The organism is Sinorhizobium saheli (assembly GCF_001651875.1).
Lineage (GTDB): Bacteria > Pseudomonadota > Alphaproteobacteria > Rhizobiales > Rhizobiaceae > Sinorhizobium > Sinorhizobium saheli.
On the sequence record NZ_LNQB01000092.1, the window covers coordinates 15,043 to 36,852 of the forward strand.

The following is a 21,810-nucleotide window of genomic DNA, read 5'->3' on the forward strand; positions in this document are numbered from 1 at the left end:
GGGCGGGGCCGCTTCTCGCCTCCTAGCCGAAACGGCCCATGATGTAGTCCTGGGTGCGCTGGTCGTCCGGATTGGTGAACATCTTGTCGGTGTCGTTCTCCTCGACCAGATTGCCGAGGTGGAACATGGCGGTGCGCTGCGAGACACGGGCCGCCTGCTGCATCGAATGGGTGACGATGACGATCGTGAAATTGGCGCGCAACTCGTGAATGAGTTCCTCGACCTTGGCGGTCGCGATCGGATCGAGCGCCGAGCAGGGCTCGTCCATCAGGATGACCTCGGGGCTCACGGCCACCGCGCGGGCGATGCAGAGGCGCTGCTGCTGACCGCCGGAAAGGCCGGTGCCTGGCTCTTGGAGACGGTCCTTCACCTCGTTCCACAGGCCCGCCTTCTGCAGGCTCGTCTCCACGATCTCGTCAAGTTCGGCCTTCGTGCGCGCCAGGCCGTGGATGCGCGGACCGTAGGCGACGTTGTCGTAGATCGATTTCGGAAACGGATTGGGCTTCTGGAACACCATGCCGACGCGGGCGCGCAGTTCCACGACGTCGATCGACGGGTCGTAGATGTCATCCTCGTCGAGCGTGATCCTGCCGGTGACGCGGCAGTTCTCGATCGTGTCGTTCATGCGGTTGAGCGTTCGCAGGAAGGTCGACTTGCCGCAGCCGGAAGGACCGATCAGCGCCGTCACCGTGTTCTCGCGGATATTCAGGTTGACGTCGAAGAGCGCGCGCTTCTCGCCGTAATAGACCGACACATCCTTGCCGATCATCTTTAATGGCACCGTATTCATTTTCTGGTCCAGAGCCTTTTCGACCGCAGCTTCCGACATGATGTTCATAGTCCTTACCCCACTACCAGCGACGCTCAAAGCGACGCCGCAACAGAATTGCGCCGAGATTCATGACGATCAGGAAGATCAGAAGAATGATGATCGCCCCTGACGTGCGCTCGACGAAGGCGCGTTCGGCCTCGTTCGCCCACATGTAGATCTGCACCGGCAGCGCCGTCGCGGGTTCGAGCGGCGAGCCCGGATAGTCGACGACGAAGGCGACCATGCCGATCAGCAGCAGCGGAGCGGTCTCGCCGAGGGCGTGCGCCAGGCCGATGATCGTGCCTGTTAGAACGCCCGGCATCGCGAGCGGCAGCACATGGTGGAAGACCGTCTGCATCTTCGATGCGCCGAGGCCGAGCGCGGCGGAGCGGATCGACGGCGGAACGGCCTTCAGCGCCGCGCGGGTCGCGATAATGATCGTCGGCAGCGTCATCAGCGTCAGCACGAAACCGCCGACCAGTGCCGCCGAACGCGGCATGCCGGCGAAGTTCACGAAGACCGCCAGGCCGAGAAGACCGTAGACGATCGACGGCACTGCGGCGAGATTGTTGATGTTGACCTCGATCAGGTCGGTCAGGCGGTTCTTCGGCGCGAACTCCTCGAGATAGATCGAGGCGGCGACGCCGATCGGCAGCGAAAGGACGAGCACGATCAGCATCATATAGGCGGAACCGACGAGCGCCACGCCAACGCCGGCGGCTTCCGGACGGCTCGACGCGCCGAAAGTGAAGATGCCGGTGTTGAAGCTCTTCCCGAGCACGCCGGCATCGGCGAGCTCGTTCATCCAGGCGACCTGCTGGTCCTTGACCTTCCGCTTCGATTCTTCGACCGAAAGATCGATCTGGCCCTTGAAGGCCGAGTCGATGTTCGCGTCGGCGAGCAAGGTTACCGGGATCGTCTTGCCGATGACCGAAGGATCGGCAGTGACGATGTCACGCAGTTGGGTGCGGACGCTGTCGGAGACCATGTCGGTCGCCTGCTTGACCAGCGGCCGCTTCTTCGGGTCGATGCCAAGCTGCTTGACCAGCGCGTCGCGAACGAGCAGCGGATAGTTGGCGGTCATCAGTTGCTTCGGATCGGTCGCCCGCTCGTTCTTCGGGTCGATCACCTTTTCCGAAAACTCGATCGGCAGCGTGATCGTCGTTTGCTGGAAGGCCGTGTAGCCTTTCGAAACGACGCTCCAGAGAAGGACCGCAAGGAAGAACAGGCCGATGGCAATGGCGCTGATGCCATAGGCGCGGAACCGGCGCTCCGCGGCGTAGCGGCGCTTGATGCCGATGTCGCGGCGGCTTTCGGCAGGACGGGTCGAGACCCTTACCGTGGGAGAAGCTACGTCGGTCATTCGTACTGTTCCCGATACTTGCGCACGATGTAGAGCGCATAGATGTTGAGGCCGAGCGTGATGACGAAGAGGGTGATGCCGAGCGCGAAGGCGACCAGCGTCTGCGGCGAGGTGAACTCCAGGTCGCCCGTCAATTGATGCACGATCTTCACCGTCACCGTGGTCATCGGCTCGAAGGGATTGATCTGCATGCGTGCGGCGACACCAGCGGCCAGCACGACGATCATCGTCTCGCCGACCGCGCGCGAGGCGGTCAGCAGCAGCGCGCCGACGATGCCGGGCAGAGCGGCGGGAAGAATGACCTTCTTGACCGTTTCCGAACGCGTCGCGCCGAGGCCGAGCGAGCCGTCACGCAGCGCACGCGGCACCTGCGTGATGATATCGTCCGAGAGTGAGGACACGAACGGAATGAGCATGATGCCCATCACGATGCCGGCGGTCAGCACGCTCTGCGCCTGGATGAAGTTCTGGTAGTTGCCGGTGAGGAGGCCGTTCAACTGAGCCGAGATGTCGCGCAGGAACGGCCCGACGGTGACGAGCGCGAAGAAGCCGTAGACGATCGTCGGGATGCCGGCGAGCACCTCGAGGAGCGGCTTCGCTATCGAGCGCAGCCGCGGACTTGCGTACTCGGCCATGTAGATGGCGGCGAAGAGGCCGATCGGCACCGCGAAAGCCATGGCGACGAATGCGATGTAGAGCGTACCGCCGAGAAGCGGCAGCAGGCCGAACTGGCCGGAGGAGCCCTCGCTGCCGGCGGCGGCGAAGCGCGGATCCCAGACCGTGCCGAAGAAGAACTCCGCCGGCGATACCATGCTGAAGAACCGGCCGGCCTCCGACAGCATCGATCCGATGATGCCGATCGTCGTCAGGATGGCGATCGACGAAGCGACGATGAGCGAGCCGAGCATGACACGCTCGACCTGGTTGCGGGCGCGAAAGCGGGCGGTGACATTGCGGATCGCATAGACGCCTCCCGCGAAGGCTGCAAGCAGCACGACGGCGCTCATCAGCCAGCGGCTGAAGCCACGCATCGCGTTGAACTGCTCCGCCGCCTCGACCATGAAGGGCTCTCCTTCACCGGCCAGCGCCACGCCCTTGGCTGCGAGGGTCTCGCGAAGATTGACCGAGCCGGTCTTGACCGCCTCGATCTCCTTCGCATCGAGGCGAGCAAGCCCCGTGGCGACGGCCTTCACCTGGCCGAGAGCAAGCTGGACCGTCGCGGCACCCTGGTTCCGAACCGTCTCGGGAAGCGCCGAACGAACGGAGGAATCGATATAGAGCGGTGAGGCGATGAGCCACGCGGCAAGCACCAGGGCGGCCGGCAACACGGCCCAGATGGCGACATAGCTGCCATGATAGCCCGGCAGCGAGTGCAAGGTGGCAAGCTTGCTGCCGGATACGGCAAGCGAACGGGCACGGCCGGCGAAGTAGGCAACGAGACCGATCAGCAAGATGGTCAGGAGAAGGAGCGAAGTACTCATCGGCACGTCTCCACGGCTGGCCGTTCAATGCCGCCGGAAATGATCGAAGTAAAAAAGTCCCGGCGCAGCGGAAAGCTGCACCGGGACGTCTTGATCAGAGCAGGTTGCCGGCTTCGAAGGTCTTGCGGATTTCTTCGCGCTCGGCGTCGGGCGCCGCGACCAGGCCGTATTCGGCGAGCGGGCCGTCGGGGCCGATCATCTGGTCGTCGACGAAGAACTCGACATATTCCTTGAGCCCCGGGACGACGCCGAGATGCGCCTTCTTGACGTAGAAGAACAGCGGGCGCGAAACCGGATATTCGCCGGAAGCGATCGTCTCGGTCGAGGGGACGACGCCGTTGACGGTCGCGACCTTCAGCTTGTCGGCGTTGTTTTCGTAGAACGACAGGCCGAAGACGCCGATGCCGCTCTTGTTCGAGGCGATGCGGGCCAGCGTTTCGGTGTAGTCGCCGTCGATGTCGACGGCCAGGCCGTCCTTACGCACGGCAACGCACTTCTTGGCAGCGGCCTTTTCGTCGCTGATGGCAGCCTTGATGACATCGACAGCGCCGGCGTCCTTGCAGCCGTGGGCAAGGATCTTCTCTTCGAAGACTTCGCGCGTGCCGTGCTTTTCGCCCGGGATATAGGCGGCGATCTCGGCGTCCGGAAGCGAAGCATCGATTTCCGACCACTTCTTGTAGGGGTTGGCGACGAGCTTGCCGTCGACGACGACTTCCGCGGCGAGCGCCTTGTAGAGCTGCTCCGGCTTCAGCGCGAGGTCGGCATTGCCGGCGTCGGTCGCGAAGACGATGCCGTCATAGCCGATCTTGACTTCCTGGATCTCGGTGACGCCGGCGGCCTTGCAGGCTTCGATTTCGCTGTCCTTGATCTTGCGCGAGGAGTTGGCGATGTCGATCGTGTCTTCGCCGACGCCCTTGCAGAATTCCTTCAGGCCGGCGGAGGAGCCGCCGGATTCGACGACCGGGGTCTTGAAGTCCGGGAACGTCTCGCCGAAGGTCTCGGCGACGATCTTGGCATAGGGAAGAACGGTCGAGGAGCCGGCGATCTGGATCTGGTCGCGAGCCGCTGCGACGCCCGCGAACGCCGCGGACGCAACGAGTGCCGCTACGGAGAGTTTAAGAGCTTTCATTGATGTTCTCCCGGAATGGGCTTGTGTTGGTGCGCTACGGATAGAGCGCTCTCTTCGCCGGTGATCGGCGGCCCCTAGTTAGCCGCCGACGACTACATGTTTTATGTCAATTCCGTGAAACATTTGTGACAGCCTATCACCTTGAAAAAATTTGATGATTTTCACGCACTCAATTTTCTGGCGGCCTTTCGTGTCAGAAACGGACGGTAAAGACCGTACCCTTTCCGACCTCCGAATGAATGAGCAGGCGGGCGCGGTGGCGCGTGAGGATATGCTTGACGATGGCAAGCCCGAGACCCGTGCCCTTCTTCGACCGGCTCGCCTCGACGTTGACCCGGTAAAAGCGCTCGGTAATCCTCGGCACATGCTCGGCCGGGATGCCGGGACCATAATCGGTGACCGCCACCTCCGCCCCGCCGCCCTCGCCGCCGGTCAGGCGGACGTCGACCTTCTTGCCTTCCTGCCCATATTTGCAGGCGTTCTCGACGAGGTTCTCGAAGACCTCGACCAGTTCGTCACGGTCCCCCTGGACGAAGACCGGCGCGCCGGGGACGTCGAGCGCGACCGTCACGTCGAGCGCTTCCGCAAGCGGCGCCAGGCTGTCGCGGACGTGGCCGAGAAGCGGCACCAGGTCGACCCGGTCCTCCGGAGCGATATGGGCTTTCAGTTCGAGCCGCGAGAGGGAGAGAAGATCATCGACGAGCCGGCTCATGCGCGTCACCTGCTCGTGCATGATGCCGAAGAATTTCTCCTGCGCCTTCGGATCGCTGCGGGCCGGCCCCTGCAGCGTTTCGATGAAGCCGCGCAGCGAGGCGAGCGGCGTGCGCAGCTCGTGGCTGGCATTGGCGACGAAATCGGAGCGCATCCGGTCGATGCGGCGGGCCTGCGAAATATCGCGGTAGGTCAGCAGGAAGACGCGGCGGCCGGAATCGCCGGCCCCGATGTCGGCGGGAGCGACGCGGACGACATAGACTGCATCCGAAGGCAGCCTTTCGGTGTGCTCGATCTGATTGACCTTGCCCGTCGCAATGGTCTCGCGCACCATGTCGAGAATGCCGGGAGAGCGGACCCGGGCGGAGAGATAGCTTTCGGGCGGAATGGTGCCGAAGGCCTTCTCGGCGGCGACGTTCTGGAAGAGAACGGTTTCATCGGCCGCGATCACGATCACCGGCATGTCGAGCGCGTTCAGCACCGGGATCAGCGGATCCCCTCCCTTCTCCGCTTGCGTCGACGCCGCGGCGGCCACAGGCCTGGCCGGCGCCGCGTTGCGGCTGAGGAGTGCCGCGACGAACACGATCCAGAGCGGCAGGATGGCGAGCACGGGGATGCCGGCGAACGCCGCAAGAAGGGCGAGCACGACGGAGAGCCCGAGAACCAGGCGTTCGGCCTTCAGCCTCGGAAGAAGGCCTTGCCAGAACACCTTCGCGCCATCCAACACAATACCCTCGTCGCTCAACGTGCCGTCTCCCCGCCTTCGCTGACTTCGCCGGCAGGCCGAGGAATCCCTCCTTCGGCTGCGGCCAGCAAGGCCGAGAGATAGCGGTGCTTCATGACATGATTTTCACGACATGCTTGAATCCGCAATGCAATTGTGGCCTCCTCCTGAGAAATCCAATGCCCGGGGAGAAACGCAGATGGGTTCCGAAGCAGCGCCGGTTGCCGCCAGGCAGGGAAGCAGGGCGGTCGAACTGAAGATCGGCGGCAAGACGCATCTCTTCGATGTCGACGATCCGCACCTGCCGAAATGGATCGACGACGAGGCCTTCGCCTCCGACGATTATCCCTACAGGAAGAAGCTCGATGGGGACGAATACGAGGAAACGCTGACGCGGCTGCAGATCGAACTCGTGAAGGTTCAATTCTGGATGCAGGCGACGGGCAGGCGCGTGATGGCCGTCTTAGAAGGACGCGACGCGGCCGGCAAGGGCGGCGCCATCCACGCCACGATGGCCTATATGAATCCGCGCTCCGCGCGCATCGTCGCGCTCACCAAGCCGACGGAGACCGAGCGCGGCCAATGGTATTTCCAGCGCTATGTGGCGACCTTTCCGACGGCGGGCGAATTCGTGCTTTTCGACCGCTCCTGGTACAATCGCGCCGGCGTGGAACCGGTCATGGGCTTCTGCACGCCCGAAGAGTACGAGCATTTTCTCAAGGAGACGCCGCGCTTCGAAAAGATGATTGCCGAGGAGGGCATCCATCTCTTCAAATTCTGGATCAACATCGGCCGGGAGATGCAGTTGAAGCGCTTCCATGACCGCCGCCATGATCCCTTGAAGGTCTGGAAGCTTTCGCCGATGGACATCGCAGCGCTCAACAAGTGGGACGATTACACCGAAAAGCGCGACCGGATGCTGAAGGAGACGCATACCGACCACGCTCCCTGGACCGTCATCCGCGGCAACGACAAGCGCCGCGCGCGGATCAACCTGATCCGCCACATGCTGACGACGCTCGATTATGACGGCAAGGACGAGGCGGCGATCGGCGAGATCGACGACAAGATCGTCGGTTCCGGTCCGGGCTTTCTCGGGTGAGAATGCAAGTCGCCCAAAAGTGTGCAACGGTTATGGGACAACGACATGCACAGAACCTAGAGCATTTTGCAGTCAGGTGGAATCACCTGACGTCGCACACATGCGGTAAAAACAAACAGATAGAGCGGTGGCGCGAACGCATGTGAGCGCATCCCGCTCTAAGGCGCGCCACATGAATTGGCTGCGACGCGCTTCAGGCCCCCCGGCTCATTGGCCGGGCAGAGCGCGGATCGCGTAGACGTCCAGGCTGTTGCCGCCGCCGCTGACGTCGCTGTTGATCACGAGCCGGCCGGGGCCGTTCGGCGCAGGCTTGCCCCTGAACACGACCTTGAAAAGCACATCCATCCGGTCGTCATGCACGGTGAAGCGGTGGCGGCCGCAGTCGCCAAGCGCCGCGAAAGCGCATTCGACGGAGAATTCGGTCGTCTTGCCCGGCATCGCCTGCACGCTCAGGGCGATCGTCGAGGATTTGCCGGAGAGCTGCGCCAGCGCGTCCGCGGGAATTTCGATCTCCACGTCGCCGTCCTTCGTTGCCGCCGCCGAGGTCAGGCGCAAGCGCTCGACGCCGTCTTCCAAGGGCTCCGCCTTTGCGCGTGGACCCGGTTTCACCGCGGCTGCGTCGCTGGCGGCGAAGACCTCCAGCCACTCGCCGGAGAAGCCTTCCTGCGCGCCGAGATTCTGCAAGCCGGCGGCGCCGCCGAAATCCTCGCTCTCGACGGTGGCGGGCGGGTTGGCGACGTTGGTATCGGAGGGCGCCCGCAGGAGGTCGTTCGTCTGCACCCACCAGACGGCGGCGCCGACCGCAGCGGCGACGGTGGCGAGGACCATGGCGAAGGAAAGAAGGCGACCGCGCTTGCGCTTGCGCGGGCGCCTGTCGGTGACGCCGAGATCGGGCGCGACGCCGGCGGGCGTTCCGGCCCGGTCGTCGACAGGCGAAAGCCCCGGCGCTTGCGGCCCGTCGCGCTCCGGACGCAAGGCCGCAAGCCCGTCATCGGCCTGCGCCTCGGCACGCCCGCCGGCCTTGAGCTCCGGTTCCCGCCGCGCCGAGATGGGGGCGGCGGCCTCGACGCCGTGCGCGGGCGTATCGGCTCTGGCCTTGACCTCGCCGAGGCTCACGACCGGCGTCGCCGCGGCACGCGCCCTCAAGGCGGCGCGCTCCTCCGTCTCGATCGCGCGGATGACCGCCTCGAGACGATGGCGCTGCCTGGCGATGACCTCCGGATCCTCGATCTGTTGCTTCTGCAGGCCGTTTTCCAGCGCCTGACGCGCCGACTGATAGATGCGCGCGCGGATCTCCGCATTGCTTCGGTCCGACCGTTCCAGCGCGTTCCTGATCGCAGTTTCCAATCCGCTCACATCAAATCCTTCTGCGCGAGGCCTTCCGGCGGTGAGCCGCGGTCCCCGCCTCTTCCCGCCACACGCCGTTGGTTTTATTAACGATTGGGTAACTGCCGCTTTCGGAATCTGCAAGTGCGCCGTCGGTCGCGGCCGGCATTCTCGGGGAAAAGGTCGTCACTGCCGCCTGAAGTGCCGCAGCCGACAGCCTCTCCAAGGCACTGCCGGCTTGTCGGGTGCGTCGATTTTTGAGGAGACAGGCAGTAGGCAAGCGCCGCCGTTGCTGCTATCTGTTTTGACGTTTACGCAAACGTCAATAGCATGGAGACCTTCGATGTCGTTGCCGCCAATTCTTTCCGGAAAGACGAGACTGCCGGTCGTCGGCGCGCCGCTCTTCATCGTCTCGCATCCGCAGTTGACGATTGCCCAGTGCAAGGCCGGCGTGATCGGCGCCTTCCCGGCGCTCAACGCCCGGCCGCAATCGCAGCTCGACGAATGGCTGGCGGAGATCACGGAAAAGCTCGCCGACCACGACTCAAGGCACCCTGACCGGCCGGCCGCCCCCTTCGCCGTCAACCAGATCGTCCACAAGTCGAACACGCGGCTCGAACAGGACCTGATGCTCTGCGTCAAATACAAGGTGCCCGTCGTCATCTCCTCGCTCGGCGCCGTGCCGGAGGTCAACGCCGCCATCCATTCCTATGGCGGCATCGTGCTGCACGACGTCATCAACAACCGCCATGCGAATTCCGCGATCCGCAAAGGCGCCGATGGGCTGATCGCCGTCGCTGCCGGCGCAGGCGGACATGCGGGAACGCTGTCGCCCTTCGCGCTCGTCCAGGAAATCCGCGCCTGGTTCGACGGGCCGCTCCTCCTTTCGGGCGCGATCGCCACCGGCGGCGCGATCCTCGCGGCTGAGGCGATGGGCGCCGACATGGCCTATATCGGCTCGCCCTTCATCGCCACCGAGGAAGCCCGCGCCAGCGACGCCTACAAGCAGATGATCGTCGACAGCAGCGCCGCCGACATCGTCTATTCCAACTATTTCACCGGCATCCACGGCAATTACCTCAAGGCCTCGATCCGCGCCGCCGGCATGGACCCGGACAACCTGCCCGAAGCGGACCCGTCCAAAATGGATTTCGGCAAGGCGGCGGACGGCGCAAAGGCTTGGAAGGACATCTGGGGCTGCGGCCAGGGGATCGGCGCCATCCGCGAGATCGGCACCGTCGCCCACTTGGTCGATCGGCTGGAACGCGAATACACCGCCGCCCGCGCCCGCCTCGCCCTCGGCGCCCGCACCGACGCTCCGCGGGCAAAGGAATTTTCAAGTTCTCGAAACTGATGGCTTGAAATCTCGGCGCTTTGCGTTTATCAGCGCGTCACATTCGTTCCGCGGGCGCGCCTGCGGAACCACCTCAAGGGCCGCTTTAGCTCAGTCGGTAGAGCACATCATTCGTAATGATGGGGTCACGTGTTCAAGTCACGTAAGCGGCACCATTTATTTCAAGCACTTAGCGGAAAATCACCCCTCCCTCTGGCTCGAAAATCGCGGCCGGGGTAACGTTCCGGGTAACAGAAACAAAAAAGCCCGCCACCGAAGCAGCGGGCCTTCTCATCACGTCTCGAATATTCATGAGTGCATGACCGCGTAGGCGTCATCCTTCTTGCAGATAATCCTGATCGCCTCTGGCTTCAGTTTCACGGTGGTTTCCAATCTCCTTCACAACCGCGCTGGTGCCCCGCGCCGCTTCCATAGCCTGGGTGTACCCGCACTCGTCCTCAATGCGCTTTCGGTCTGCCTCGACAGCGGCAAACTGATCGAGCTTTTCCTTTAGAACGCGTGCGTATTGAGCCTCCACGTCGGCCCGAAGCGCCTTGTTCCGGTCACCCGAGTACATGGACAAGTGATTGTCACGGCGCTCCTCGATGCGTTTTGTGATGCTTTCGACGGAGTAGCAGTAGCTGGGCTGCCAGATTTCCTTTCCTTCATCGTCACGCCCGAGGAGCGTCCGGCCGCACTGCACTCTTGCTTCCGGCATGGCCCAAATCTGCGGTGCGTCTTCAAAATCACCAACAGCGGTCCAAGCCGCGCTGTCGACGGCATAAGCATGTGCGTGCCGATCGAACGTTTCGAGGAGTGGCGATGGACTGGTGAGTATCGGCAAGCCTTCGGCGGCTGCCAGAACGGGCGTGTTCGGCATTCTTTTGATCCTCTCGCTTTGTCGGGAGTCAACGCCTTGCAACTTTCCTATTTGGGCGTTAACTTGTGTTTAACATAAGATACCCAATCTACATCCGCAAGCGAAAAGTTTCGAAAAAGGAAAGTTATGATCACACCTGAGCAGTGCCGGGCCGCACGCGCACTTCTGGATTGGACGCAGACAGAGCTTTCCGCGCGCGTTTCGATCAGTGCGGTATCAATCAGGGCATTCGAAAAAGGGGGCGAGATGAGGGATTCAAACCTCAAGCTCATTCGCCTGACCTTTGAACGAGCCGGCGTGGTCTTTATACCTGAAAACGGAGGCGGCGCTGGTGTGCGGCTCGCGAAACCGCGATAACCCCTCGGCAACAGACATAGCAGGACAGGGGCGAGCTCTCATTCCGCCGTGTTGGCAGTTCAGCTTTGGCGCCTTGAACCGTGACGCTCAGGGCTCATCAGCCCATCGAACTTCCATTTGCCCGCCGAGGGTTTTCACCGCTCGATTGATCTCTTTAAAATTTGGATGCCTGCTGCGGTATCCGCGTGTCTGGAAGTAGCGCTTAGTGCGGCTCTCCTCGTCTAGGTCGCGCATCGTCCACTTGATCTCGTAGCAACGCTTGCGGACCTGGTCCAGAGAGACAACACCGGTGATCTTGTACGGTTTCTTGTTCCTCTTCCAGCCGTAATAGCGCGCAACCGCCTGGATGTTCTCCCACGCCACGTCGGGGAACGCAGCGCATATCTCTTCGCGGGACGTGGACGGGTAGAGCTTTCGAAGCTTTTGTTTGTCCAAGGGGCCCCACTGCCGACGTCGTCTGGCGAGTCCGAGCTTCTGACAGCGGGCCCGAACTGCGCGCGGCGTTCGATTATAGAGGATCTGCTGAATCGCAAAGTAGTCTGGATGAAAGAGCCGGCAGACCAAATCCTCTTCAGCCTTCCAGGTTCGCTGGCCGAAGAGCGTAAAGCCCGTGCGCAGAATCTGCGCCCTGACCCGTTCAGCGGCAGCGGCATTTCTCGCGAAGTAGGCCAGAGACATCGGTGCCTCAGGCCTTCTTGACCCTCATCGTTCGGTAGGCATTGAACGTGCCGGCCTTGTCGGTAAAGAGCGCTGCTACTAGGTCAGGCAAGGCGTTCAGTTCGCGAAGCTGAGTAGCCAAGTCGGCGAACTGAAGCTTCATCTTGTCCACCTCCGCAGCTTTGACTTTCTCAATCCTCGCCTCAATTTCGGCTTTCTGTTTCAGCAGTTCCGCAAGCTCTGACATGGCAACCTTCTTTCGTTGGAAAGGCTGCATCTCAGTAAATCAATTCGCCCAATGCGAATCAGAAGTTGAACTTTTCCCAAGTATCCACAGCTTGAAGGCATCTTCGCCGATTGGACAGGGCGGCGGTTGCTGAGAAGATCAAAAATGCTCAGGGATAAAGGTGTGCAATGGTCGAAAGGCGAGAAACACCGCTGATTGCGTTTGTAAGAGCTCTGGCGCGTCGTCAGGCCCGGATTGATGCCGCAGAAGACAAAAATGCTGGAAAAGACGGCTCTCCGAGAAGTAGAACGGCGGAACCCGTTGACGAGCGGATTATCGAAGAAGACCTCAGCGAGGGCAAGTGACCGAGCCAATCAACCCTTCAACTACCGCCCTTGTTGCGCCCGAGATTCGATTCCAGTTTTACAAGGATGTCTACCTAGCAGCCGTCGATCGCCAGTTCCAATATGGAAAGTGGGTACTAGCGTCACTGTTGGCCGTTCACGCCGGTTCCCTGGTGGCAATTTCACAAGCCGGGCTAAAGACTGCGGCTTTGTACGCAGCGTGTGGACCACTTTTGATTTATGGCGTTGGAACGACGCTTGTCGCAGGCGGCCTAGCTTGGATTAATTTTTCCACCGCAATGCATGTCTACGCACAACACCTCAAAGACATTCGCGACGGCAAGGAGACCGCCGTTTCTCGGCTGGCGCGTGCCGTGGTAGCGTTTACGCTGTGGGGTACCCCCTTCGTGGCAGCGCTATCTCTCGTTCTGTTCTTCGTCGCAGCCGCTCGTGCCACCGACGTACTGAAGCCTTAAAATCCATGAGCCTCACCACTCAGTTCATTGCCGAGCTGATCAGGGCCGCGAACGAAGCGGACAGGCTCACGCCGTTCGAGGTGAAGCGCTTGCTCAACCGCTCGATCGCCACGATACGCGATATGCGCGACCAGACCGGCATCCAGGGCAGCAATCGCGAGAAGGATGTCTTGATTGATCTTCAGGTGGCCGCGTCGAGAGCTTACAGCCTGTCGCCGGCTGAGATTAGAGACCACCTCCTGGACGCGGCCGACATCATTCGCGTACTGAAAATAGTCCTCGATGGAAAAGAGTAGATGGCATGGTGAACGACGATGACGAATGGCGGGAGACAGAGGCCCTGCTTGGAAAGATTGTCATCGAATGGGGGAAGGCCATGGGCCTAGTCTATTCTCTGCCGAAGGAGATGGGCTTCGAGAATTTTGCTGCCATTCGGTTGGGCCTCGCGCAATTCAACAGCGACGGCCTCCGGCTGGCGTATATGCGGAAGCTGATCGCGCACGAGCCAAACTTATTCAATGACTCCAGGGACAGAGCCGAACAAGCAATGACGGCATTAAAGGTATTGGCAGATTTGGGGCCTGAGCGGGATGCTCTCATGCACGGGATTCCCGTGTCTGATTACACGAGAGATCCAGCCACCAAGAAAATAGTCAGGGAAGGGGCGTATCTGATCCAGCAGCGAAAGTGGGACAACAGCCGATATTTGAAAGTTCCATATGCGGCTCTCGACCACCTGAACAAGCTGAAAGAAGCCAATGAGAATTTGCTGCGCGTGGCAAAACCGATGCTTTTCGAGGCGTGGGAAGAGATTTTCGGCTTGCAAATAAAAGACGAAGATCCGAATGACCGTTAGGGCGGGGGCAAGTCACGCCCGCTGATGAGGTTGCAGGAGCTGCAAGTAGCAGCCTGCCACCGCCGATAGGGGCGCGGCTCAATCAGACACACCACGGGCAAAAGTAACAATCGCTGCAGCAGACTGTCCGCCGAGAAATCCCTCGCTAATAAAGGAACGAATATGCCCCCAACTGCTCCTGGAGACGACATAAAGCTGAGTGCATTCATCTTCCACGAGCAGGCGGTTCACGTCACCGTCGGAGACAAGCTGGGCGCACTTGACGCGATCGAGCTCGGAGGGGAAATCCTCGTGGTGCTGACCTGGCTAGGAAACCCGGACGAAGGCCTTCGCAGGCCAGAGTACATTTTGCCGCTTAGTGCTGTCAGACATCAGGACCTAAGCGCTGACTCAGCAGCGCCTTGCAAGTGGGCTATTAGCCCTTCGCTTCCTCGATCCCTCTTCGACGGCACCGCCTCTCGCCAGTTCCGAAGGCAATTTTCCATCCGTAACGGGCCGCCACTGACCTTGCCCCTGAAAGCCGTCCGGCACTAGCCTCCGCGGCCAACGAGCCCTCACACGACGGACTATGTTTGTTCGAGACCGATGATAGTCTCGCTTGTTGAGACGGAGACCGAATCATGAGCCTCGAAGAATTGCTGAAACTCATTGAAACGCTCGCAAGGGAAAGCCTGGAGCAAAACAAGCAGAGCCCGACAATTGAGAACGAGATGCATAGGCTACTGGGAGATGTGTACGAAGCTCTCGATGATGCCGGCGGGCAAGGAATTTCCGACTACATCGAAGAGAAATTCAATGGCCTTAAGGGGTTTGCGCTGATGGCGATCGGGGTCCATGATCGAGGTGGCTATGGACCAGAGAAGATCCTGGAGAATATTCAGCACTTTGCATATTTGGTGAGGACACGCACCTGAAATGCCGTGTCTTCCTCCGTGTCTCAGAATTCGAGCAGCGCTTTAGATCGGGAACCGAAGTCCCTCGTGCCGTTGACCACGGATGTACTGGCAGCGACATAGGGGAGGACAACGAAGGTCGGGTTCAGCCCGGCTTTCTTGTTGCGCCGTGGTGGGGCCACGCGCCGACCGTCAGTGATTGGGTGGAGGTGAGGCGTACCAGCCGACTGGTGAAGGAGAGATGAGAGTTGACGCCGCGGCTACTGGTCATCGCATGCGTCAACAATTTTCCAAAGAGACTAGGCTGCGCAAGCGCCGTCCGCGAAAACGCTCTTTACCTCGGAGGAAATAGCGCCATTGTCCCTCGCGACTTTCGAAACGCGAGAGAAGACGGTTATCTCGCGGTTCTCGTTCATCATAGAAGCGATAACGAAATCCTTGAACCGCTTAGAAGTCTCGGGCCAGCGAAGCATCATAATAAAAAGGCTGGAAGACATTGCCGTTTCGATCTCACGCACCAAATCGGGGCGTGTTTCGCGCACAGCGTCAACAGCCCTCGAAAACCCACTCCTTTCGCCGGTGAAACCCTTCTGAGAAACCAGCTCATGGCATGCCTTGACCGCTATGTCCCGATTGCCGAGGGACCGCGTTACGGCAAATAGCGTCAGCTTAATCTCGTCACTTACGGTCGCATCCGCGAGGATCTTATCCATGGCGTTATAGTGCTCGACCATTGCCTTGTGCGTTTCTTCCAAGTCGTCCCGCCGCTCTCTGAGCCGCTTGCTCCTCTGGTGCGAAAGCATGGCTAAGGGCACGCCGACCGCGAGAGAGGCCAGCGGGGCTACAAGCATTTGCAGATCGAATATCATAGCAGCGCCCATTTTATTTGCTTCTAACCTTGGATGACGATTTCGTCTGAATTTGGATTGTCTTATTCCAAGCCTTCTCGAGCCTTGCACTGCGCGAGACGTCCAGCTTCTCCAACGCCAGTCGCGCCATTTCAACTTTATGGCGTTCGCTTTGTTCCGCTCTCCATCGATACAAAAGATAGAGACTTAGCGGGAATAAGCAAGCCAGCCATTGGTTCACGCCTAGGTACATCAAGATGGCTGCCACACAGGCAAGGCCGAATACCAGCAGCGCCTCAGTGTTGGGCGACAAACCCTTCGCCACAGTCTTAAGTAAACCTTGAAGTGGTATCATCCCGTTAACAGCCAAAAATGAAAGGAATTTGTCAGGCTCATAGCGCATGCAATTCGAGATGGAAATACCGGGACGCGTAAAGCCTCAAATCCCGAACCGCTTTCTCCGTCATTCCCGAAAGCCCGCGCCGTAGTCGCCACAGACGTGCCAGGTTCTATCCGGTACTCGCCATCGGAAAGCGCCAGGATCAAGCGAGCGGGCTTGTGGAGCCGAAATGCGGCCCATCCGGCAATTGCCCGGACCCTGCTCCGGACCAACTCCCGAGTGGTCGGCCCGCCGAGCGAGCTATTTCAGCTCATAGATCGCCGTATCGTCCGCCCGTTCCCTGATCCCCTTGAACGACGGATGCCGTAGCTTCCCCTCGTCGGTCCAGGCGCGATACACGACCTCGGCGACCAACACCGGCTGCGTAAAGACTGCCCCCTTACGCTTCAGGTTCACCGCCGGCGCGCCCGTCTCGATCTCTTCCAGGAGTTCGCGCAGCTTGACCGATTCTTGGTGGCTCCATCCCGTCCCGCAGCAGCCGACATAGACGAGCTCGCCTCCCTTTCGCGCCGCCAGCAGCAGCCGACCAATCGCTCCGGGAACGGTCGACGGCTCGAAACCGACAATCACGAAGCTGTCGCGGCGGGTACAGGTGATCTTACGCCAGCAATCATGTCGGCCGGAGCGATACGGTCTCTCCCGGTGCTTCGCTATGATGCCTTCGAGACCGTGTGCGCATGCGACGCGCAGGAACTCTTCCCCGTCCGCCTCAACTTGTTCCGACAAGCGAATGGCGCCCTCACGGCCGGCGACGATTGGTTCCAGCAGACGGCGGCGCTCTCGCTGCGGCAGTCGGCGCAGGTCGCATCCGTCAAGGTAAAGCAGATCGAAAGCAAAGAAGATGATGGCACCGGCATCGTACGGCGACGGCAGGCGGCCGAGCGCCCTCTGCAGCATACCGAAATCCGCCCTGCCCTTTTCATCCAGAACGACAGCTTCACCGTCGAGTATTGCGGACTTAACCGCGAGCCGCCGCGCGTCGTCAGCGATCGACGAGAACTTGCTGGTCCAGTCATACGAGCCCTCCACGACCGGGAATCGACGAAGAGACTGTGCGGGCCATACAAGACCTAATCGCAGATGCCGGCTTAGTCGGCAACGAGCGCGCGGACGAATTGTCCAGCCTGGGGATAGCGGCCGTCATCAAAAGCTATGCTGCGCCGATCGAGGAACCGGTGGATTACTTGACGGCGCAATACCGGCAGATCGTGGGAGGATAGTGCAATGGAATCAATAATTTGCTATTCTTCTTCATCTGCAAAAGGAGCGCTTCGCATGGTGCATTCTGGTGAGTGGTACGTGATACGGATGCGGGCAGGGCAGCAACAAAAGGCTGTCCAGGAAATGCAAGAAATGGGCATCGACACCTATTGCCCCACGATGCGGCGAGAGATCCGGCATCACCGAAACAAGCGATGGCTCATGCGAGAATTCCCGTTGTTCACGGGCTACGCCTTCGCTTGCCTGGCGCCGCGGGACTTTGCGACGCTGCGGGATATCCGCAACGTGTCGGCTGTCCTCGGCGACGCCAGCGGCAACCCCGCGCCCGTCGCCTGGTCGGTGATCGAAAAGATCAAGGACGCGCAGGAGCGTGGAGACTTCGACGTCCTTCGGCCGCCTGTTCGTCGTCTCCGCGCCGGGGATACCGTGCAGGTCAAAGACGGGCCGCTCTCAGGTCATTACGCCGCAGTAACGAATGTAGTAGGCCGTCGAGCAATAAAAGCAGTTGTGGAGATGTTCGGATCTCTGCGCGAAGTGGAAATCGGGCTTGAAAGTATCAGGCGAGTAGCCTAGATTATCGCCAGCGATTTGCGGCCTGTTCTGCTGGGCGCCATAGAGTGACCCACGAGGCTTAGGGGAGGTTTCGCGCTCCCCCTGCGGGCTTCTATTGCCAAAATTCTCCCCGGCTACTCTAAGCTACAGCTTCATCCTTCTGTAGCTTTTTGAGGTCCCGTCCTGTGAGCGATATTTCTCCGCCCGGAACCTTTAAGTTGAGCGCGGAAGCGCGGCCCAGAATCGCTGACGCCAAGTAGTCGGCCGGATGCATGTCAGCGGACTCGTCCTTCTCGCTCTTGGAGAAAAGATTTCTCGATATTGTCTCGAGCAAATGCTCTGGCATTGGTCGGTCTTGCGAGAGTTTCCACTCCAGAGCAGCTTCGACCACCCAGCTTGCTCGATCGATATCCAATTCAAATTGCTTCAAGTGAAACTCCGCATCGGCATACCGTTCAAACCAGCGGTTCATCCACCGCAAGTACCACGCCATGAGGCCCAGCAGCGCGAGCGTCATCGAGGCCGGCTTGAGACCGGTGACAATAATTTGCGCTGCAGTGGAGTTTTGCGGAAGCGAGCCGAACTGTAGCGAAAAGTAAACCACCAGAATGCTGAGGAAGATCATCGACGCAATTACCGCGATATGGATCGGTCTCCGATTAGCGGTTGTCTCGGGCGTGACGCGCAGGCTGTCGGCCCGTTGAGCTATCTTGGCCTTTAGGTCTCTATGCAATTCGCGTCGGGCGTGCGTGTTGCTGCGGTCATCCAACTCGCGCTCTCTGCGAGAGAGCAGCTCCTCTTGTTCGCTTAATTCTGCAAGTCTTTTTTGCAGTCGGTCGGATCGCGCTGCTTCCTCTCTAGAAACCTCTTCATCGAGTTGCGCGCGCCTGCGTGCAAACTCCTGCTCCAGCGACGTGCGCGCGTCAGCAGCTTGCTTGCCGACGTCTAGCACCATCTTTTGCAGTTGGACATTCTGGCGGTGATGTGAAGCCAATAGATCGCGGAAGAGTTTCGGATTTCGAAACAATCCTGCGACTTTCTCTTGGTCGCGTCCGAACGTATCTCGTGAGCGCCCAGTGGTTTTTTACGATTCCGGAAAACTTGGGGAAACCTCTATGGCGCGCGGCGAACTAAAGACCATCAAGTTCCAAATGATGCTCTCCGAAACAGAAGCGAAGACCCTTGACGAGTGGGCAGAGCGGCATGGATTCAAGTCACGCGCTGAAGTAATTCGACGCCTCTGCCAGCTAGCGTTGCTTACCGACGAGAGAGCACTCAGCATCGCCAAGAACTTAAACACCGTTGATAACTTGGCAGTCCGTTTTGCTAACCGAGTGAAATCGGCCAAATCCAGCTTCAGCAGAAGCAAAAATCGGCTAACGGAACGCCTTGCGGAGTTTGCTGAGCTCTATTCGGAGGAATTATTCGACCACGTCGGTGATCTGTCGATGGACCTCGACCTTATACTGAGAACGACAGGGGGGTTGCGCCAAGCCAAGTCACTGGATGAAGTGACTGAGCAGCTACGGCAAGACAGGCTGCGCCTCCAAGAAACAACCGAATCCTTGACTGCCGCAAGACAAAAGAGGCGGGAAGAAAAAAAACGGCTGGAGGGGGTCGATTTTGTTGATCTTCAAAATCGGATGGAATCTGTCATCAGGAGCAGTCAGGACTTGGACCTAGCACAGGAAGCGGCCCACCAGGAAATAAGCCTTTGGTTAGAAGGTGCTAAAACCAATAAGGCAGAGATCGAAAAACGCGAGCGAGAACGCGATATCATTCTCGCTGAGCGACGCAAGCTCATGGAGCAGCCGCAACGCGCAGAAGAAGACCCAGAGGATCAGACCGGCGCTTGATCCCGAGCCGTGATGCGCTGAACCATTTCTGCCCAGTCTGCCAAGGCTTGCCTCTTCTCGTCCAGATACTCATAGCGGTTGTAGATCTTCGCGACGCCTTTGATCGTTCCGCTTTGGTGGTTTAGCACCGCCTCGACGACGTGCACAGGAACTCCCAAACGCGCCATTCCACTGGCTGCGCTTCGGCGCAGGTCGTGCAGAGTCCAACCCTCCAGCTTTACATCGTCTGGGCTCAAAATTGAGCCGAGCGCCTCTTCCTTTGCAATCTTCAGCATCTCGGCATCGATCGCCTTCTTCGCTCTCGAAAAGCCACTGATCGGGCTCTCTCCGGTCGTTGAGAGCAGGTACGTTTCGCCGATTTTTGGCAAACCCGAGATCACCTCCACCACGAGCGAAGTCAGCGGGACGAGATGTTCCTTTCCGTTCTTCGATCGCTCAGGCGGTATAGTCCAGAGCTGGTTATTGCCGCCGAGTTCGAATTCGGACCTCGGAGCATGCGCGACTTCATTGCGGCGCTGCCCCGTCAGCAGGAGCAACTTGACGAGTGGCCCGAATGGCCATCCGACCTTTTCACAGGCAAGCCATACAAGCCTGACTTCCTGATCTGTCAGAACGCGCTCCCGACTGGCGCCCTGCTTGGCTGTCGAGCCCTTCGGAACGGGCGACGCGTCGACAATGTCGCGATCCACCGCCCAATTGAAAAACTTGCTCAGGATGGCGCGCACGCGGGCCGCCGATTCCGGCGCCCCGGAGTCGGCGATATCGTCTAACAACTTCACGACGTCGCGTTTGGTGATTGTCCGGACGTCTCTGTCCTTCCACTCCGGTCGGATGCGCTTGTCTATGAAGGAAATGGTGTTCGTCTGAGTGCTCTCGCGATTCTTCTTCTTAACGTGACGCTTCACGAACTCATCGAGAACGTCGCCGACAAGATCCACCTTAATCGGCTCGGGCTCTGGAACCTGCGCCTGTTCCTCCTCGCGCACCTCGGCAGGGTCTCTGCCATCCGACACAATGCGAGACGCTTCCTGTGCCGCCTCCCTAGCCTTCGCCAGCGTGAAGGTGGCATCTTCCCCGAGCACGAATGGACCTATCGTCATTTTGCGCGGACGGCCGGCATGACGATAACGGAATGCCCAACTCATCGACCCACTGGGTTGCACCACCAAATACAGTCCAGGTTGCCCTGCATCTGGAATTTCGGTTCGGGCGCTGTAGCCCTTTGCGGCAGCCGACTTCGCGATTGCTTCGAGTTTCTTCTGGTTCAGGACCGACTTCGCCATCGGGGCTTTCTCTGGGGTAACGAGGGGTAACAGAATCGGGTGAATGGTAGTGATTGGTAATGGTGTTATCACGACCCCTCAAATGCAGCCAAGCCCTGGCCTTCAAGGTCAACAGGAAAGCTTAGTGATAGGCGATGAATGCTGGAGAAAGATGATTTTACATCATTCGTAATGATGGGGTCACGTGTTCGAGTCACGTAAGCGGCACCATTTTCCTCCTCTATTCATGTCGCCGGGCAGAGCTTTTCGGTTGCTCCGCCGTACATCCTTCATTTGGCGGAAGTGGCGTGGCAGTCGTCGAACACGATCTTCTCCGTCGCGGTCGCCTCCGGTCCAAGCCAACTCAGCACGCCAGACTCTCCTTTGGGCCGCCAGCGGTAGCTTCCGGTGTCATCGTGCAGCGAGACAAACACCGGTTCAGACCTGTCCTTCAGACGCCACATCCGTACGGTCTTGTCGGCGAGTTCCACAATGACGGACTCCTCTCCCGAGCGCTTCCTCGCGTAGGCCACCGAAAGCCCTCCCCCCCAGGCACTTGTAGGTTACGACCGTAATCGCCGTCGTGGCCTTTGCGGCCAAGGATTGAGAAACAGCAATGGTCGGCATCATTGCCGCGGTTAAAAGAAGCGCGCCCCCCTTCATATCGAAAGCCTTCATCTGAGCCGGTTGATCAGTCACGGCTGGTTCGCTCGGCTTCTTGAGCCAGAACCATCCCACAATCGGTAGTTTATTATCCGCGATAGAAATACAAGTGCCCACACCCATCAAAGTCAACTTAAGAATGGATAGGGCCACGCGCCATTTTCTGCCGGCCGCTGGGCTGAACTCGTGCGGCCAACATTGACGCCAGCGCCATGAAGGCGGAGAATCACAGCATGTCCCCTTAAATCGATTTCGATTTAACAGGCTGCTGAAAAAGCCCTCTGGCTTTTGGGTTTTTGCCGTGATTCCCTACGGCTGCAACAGAGGGACTGATTTGCA

General features: G+C 59.8%; 22 protein-coding genes, 1 tRNA gene and 1 pseudogene. 10 read left to right on the forward strand and 14 right to left on the reverse strand.

Going from position 1 to position 21,810, the window contains the following annotated elements; translation table 11 throughout:
- Nucleotides 1–22 precede the first annotated feature (22 nt).
- From pstB to phoR, 5 genes are all read right to left on the reverse strand, one after another.
- Nucleotides 23–838, reverse strand: coding sequence for a phosphate ABC transporter ATP-binding protein PstB (gene pstB, locus ATB98_RS23530; RefSeq protein ID WP_066878068.1), 816 nt, complete (start codon nucleotides 836–838; stop codon nucleotides 23–25).
- A gap of 13 nt (nucleotides 839–851) precedes the next feature.
- The gene (pstA, locus tag ATB98_RS23535) at nucleotides 852–2,174 is read right to left on the reverse strand and encodes a phosphate ABC transporter permease PstA (RefSeq protein ID WP_066878070.1); all 1,323 of its coding nucleotides are present in this window, start codon (nucleotides 2,172–2,174) and stop codon (nucleotides 852–854) included.
- A complete protein-coding gene (gene pstC / locus ATB98_RS23540) occupies nucleotides 2,171–3,655 on the reverse strand; it encodes a phosphate ABC transporter permease subunit PstC (RefSeq protein WP_066878072.1) in 1,485 nt (494 codons plus the stop codon). The genes pstA and pstC overlap by 4 nt, the downstream gene beginning before the upstream one ends.
- Before the next feature lie 94 nt (nucleotides 3,656–3,749).
- On the reverse strand, nucleotides 3,750–4,784 hold the full coding sequence (locus tag ATB98_RS23545) for a PstS family phosphate ABC transporter substrate-binding protein (RefSeq protein WP_066878074.1): 1,035 nt from the start codon (nucleotides 4,782–4,784) through the stop codon (nucleotides 3,750–3,752).
- Nucleotides 4,785–4,977: 193 nt separating this feature from the next.
- Nucleotides 4,978–6,240 (reverse strand): phosphate regulon sensor histidine kinase PhoR, encoded by a 1,263-nt coding sequence (gene phoR / locus ATB98_RS23550; protein ID WP_066878076.1) that lies wholly within the window; start codon nucleotides 6,238–6,240, stop codon nucleotides 4,978–4,980.
- A 178-nt stretch (nucleotides 6,241–6,418) separates the two neighbouring features.
- On the opposite strand from phoR, the gene ppk2 reads away from it, so the two are divergent.
- On the forward strand, nucleotides 6,419–7,321 hold the full coding sequence (gene ppk2, locus ATB98_RS23555; protein ID WP_066878078.1) for a polyphosphate kinase 2: 903 nt from the start codon (nucleotides 6,419–6,421) through the stop codon (nucleotides 7,319–7,321).
- Between the two features lie 207 nt (nucleotides 7,322–7,528).
- Here ppk2 and ATB98_RS23560 read toward each other — a convergent pair whose 3' ends face one another.
- Entirely contained in the window at nucleotides 7,529–8,677 is a 1,149-nt protein-coding gene (locus ATB98_RS23560; protein WP_066878080.1) for a biotin transporter BioY, read from the reverse strand.
- A 313-nt stretch (nucleotides 8,678–8,990) separates the two neighbouring features.
- Here ATB98_RS23560 and ATB98_RS23565 point away from each other — a divergent pair, with 313 nt between their 5' ends.
- Together ATB98_RS23565 and ATB98_RS23570 are read left to right on the forward strand one after the other, a co-directional pair.
- The gene (locus ATB98_RS23565; protein WP_066878082.1) at nucleotides 8,991–10,001 is read left to right on the forward strand and encodes an NAD(P)H-dependent flavin oxidoreductase; all 1,011 of its coding nucleotides are present in this window, start codon (nucleotides 8,991–8,993) and stop codon (nucleotides 9,999–10,001) included.
- A gap of 79 nt (nucleotides 10,002–10,080) precedes the next feature.
- A tRNA-Thr gene (locus ATB98_RS23570) sits at nucleotides 10,081–10,156 on the forward strand.
- Nucleotides 10,157–10,314: 158 nt separating this feature from the next.
- On the opposite strand, the gene ATB98_RS23575 is transcribed toward ATB98_RS23570, so the two are convergent.
- From ATB98_RS23575 to ATB98_RS23590, 3 genes are all read right to left on the reverse strand, one after another.
- A complete protein-coding gene (locus ATB98_RS23575) occupies nucleotides 10,315–10,860 on the reverse strand; it encodes a hypothetical protein (protein ID WP_153435799.1) in 546 nt (181 codons plus the stop codon).
- 444 nt (nucleotides 10,861–11,304) lie between these two features.
- The gene (locus ATB98_RS23585; protein ID WP_066878088.1) at nucleotides 11,305–11,895 is read right to left on the reverse strand and encodes a hypothetical protein; all 591 of its coding nucleotides are present in this window, start codon (nucleotides 11,893–11,895) and stop codon (nucleotides 11,305–11,307) included.
- Between the two features lie 7 nt (nucleotides 11,896–11,902).
- Nucleotides 11,903–12,121, reverse strand: a complete 219-nt coding sequence (locus ATB98_RS23590; protein ID WP_037470690.1) for a hypothetical protein — start codon at nucleotides 12,119–12,121, stop codon at nucleotides 11,903–11,905.
- A 167-nt stretch (nucleotides 12,122–12,288) separates the two neighbouring features.
- Here ATB98_RS23590 and ATB98_RS29205 point away from each other — a divergent pair, with 167 nt between their 5' ends.
- The 5 genes from ATB98_RS29205 (at nucleotide 12,289) to ATB98_RS23615 (ending at nucleotide 14,690) form a co-directional block, all read left to right on the forward strand.
- The gene (locus ATB98_RS29205; protein WP_153435798.1) at nucleotides 12,289–12,465 is read left to right on the forward strand and encodes a hypothetical protein; all 177 of its coding nucleotides are present in this window, start codon (nucleotides 12,289–12,291) and stop codon (nucleotides 12,463–12,465) included.
- Complete coding sequence (locus ATB98_RS23595; RefSeq protein ID WP_066878090.1) at nucleotides 12,462–12,920, forward strand: hypothetical protein; 459 nt, start codon at nucleotides 12,462–12,464, stop codon at nucleotides 12,918–12,920. Before ATB98_RS29205 ends, ATB98_RS23595 begins: the two co-directional genes overlap by 4 nt.
- Nucleotides 12,921–12,925: 5 nt before the next feature.
- On the forward strand, nucleotides 12,926–13,216 hold the full coding sequence (locus ATB98_RS23600; protein WP_066878093.1) for a hypothetical protein: 291 nt from the start codon (nucleotides 12,926–12,928) through the stop codon (nucleotides 13,214–13,216).
- A 5-nt stretch (nucleotides 13,217–13,221) separates the two neighbouring features.
- A complete protein-coding gene (locus tag ATB98_RS23605; RefSeq protein WP_066878094.1) occupies nucleotides 13,222–13,776 on the forward strand; it encodes a hypothetical protein in 555 nt (184 codons plus the stop codon).
- Between the two features lie 620 nt (nucleotides 13,777–14,396).
- Nucleotides 14,397–14,690, forward strand: a complete 294-nt coding sequence (locus tag ATB98_RS23615; protein WP_066878098.1) for a hypothetical protein — start codon at nucleotides 14,397–14,399, stop codon at nucleotides 14,688–14,690.
- A 278-nt stretch (nucleotides 14,691–14,968) separates the two neighbouring features.
- On the opposite strand, the gene ATB98_RS23620 is transcribed toward ATB98_RS23615, so the two are convergent.
- Complete coding sequence (locus ATB98_RS23620) at nucleotides 14,969–15,550, reverse strand: hypothetical protein (RefSeq protein ID WP_066878100.1); 582 nt, start codon at nucleotides 15,548–15,550, stop codon at nucleotides 14,969–14,971.
- A gap of 607 nt (nucleotides 15,551–16,157) precedes the next feature.
- Nucleotides 16,158–16,949: pseudogene (locus ATB98_RS23630) on the reverse strand (ATP dependent DNA ligase); the annotation flags it as partial.
- 192 nt (nucleotides 16,950–17,141) lie between these two features.
- Here ATB98_RS23630 and nusG point away from each other — a divergent pair.
- On the forward strand, nucleotides 17,142–17,711 hold the full coding sequence (gene nusG / locus ATB98_RS23635; RefSeq protein WP_234782009.1) for a transcription termination/antitermination protein NusG: 570 nt from the start codon (nucleotides 17,142–17,144) through the stop codon (nucleotides 17,709–17,711).
- Between the two features lie 118 nt (nucleotides 17,712–17,829).
- On the opposite strand, the gene ATB98_RS23640 is transcribed toward nusG, so the two are convergent.
- Complete coding sequence (locus ATB98_RS23640) at nucleotides 17,830–18,717, reverse strand: hypothetical protein (protein ID WP_153435797.1); 888 nt, start codon at nucleotides 18,715–18,717, stop codon at nucleotides 17,830–17,832.
- A gap of 88 nt (nucleotides 18,718–18,805) precedes the next feature.
- On the opposite strand from ATB98_RS23640, the gene ATB98_RS23645 reads away from it, so the two are divergent.
- On the forward strand, nucleotides 18,806–19,546 hold the full coding sequence (locus ATB98_RS23645) for a hypothetical protein (RefSeq protein WP_066878112.1): 741 nt from the start codon (nucleotides 18,806–18,808) through the stop codon (nucleotides 19,544–19,546).
- Here the strand turns inward: ATB98_RS23645 and ATB98_RS23650 are convergent.
- Together ATB98_RS23650 and ATB98_RS23655 are read right to left on the reverse strand one after the other, a co-directional pair.
- Nucleotides 19,531–20,829: a tyrosine-type recombinase/integrase gene (locus ATB98_RS23650; protein ID WP_066878114.1), complete on the reverse strand. Its 1,299-nt coding sequence runs from the start codon at nucleotides 20,827–20,829 to the stop codon at nucleotides 19,531–19,533. The genes ATB98_RS23645 and ATB98_RS23650 overlap by 16 nt on opposite strands.
- A 269-nt stretch (nucleotides 20,830–21,098) precedes the next feature.
- Nucleotides 21,099–21,299 (reverse strand): hypothetical protein, encoded by a 201-nt coding sequence (locus tag ATB98_RS23655; protein ID WP_153435796.1) that lies wholly within the window; start codon nucleotides 21,297–21,299, stop codon nucleotides 21,099–21,101.
- Nucleotides 21,300–21,810: the final 511 nt, after the last annotated feature.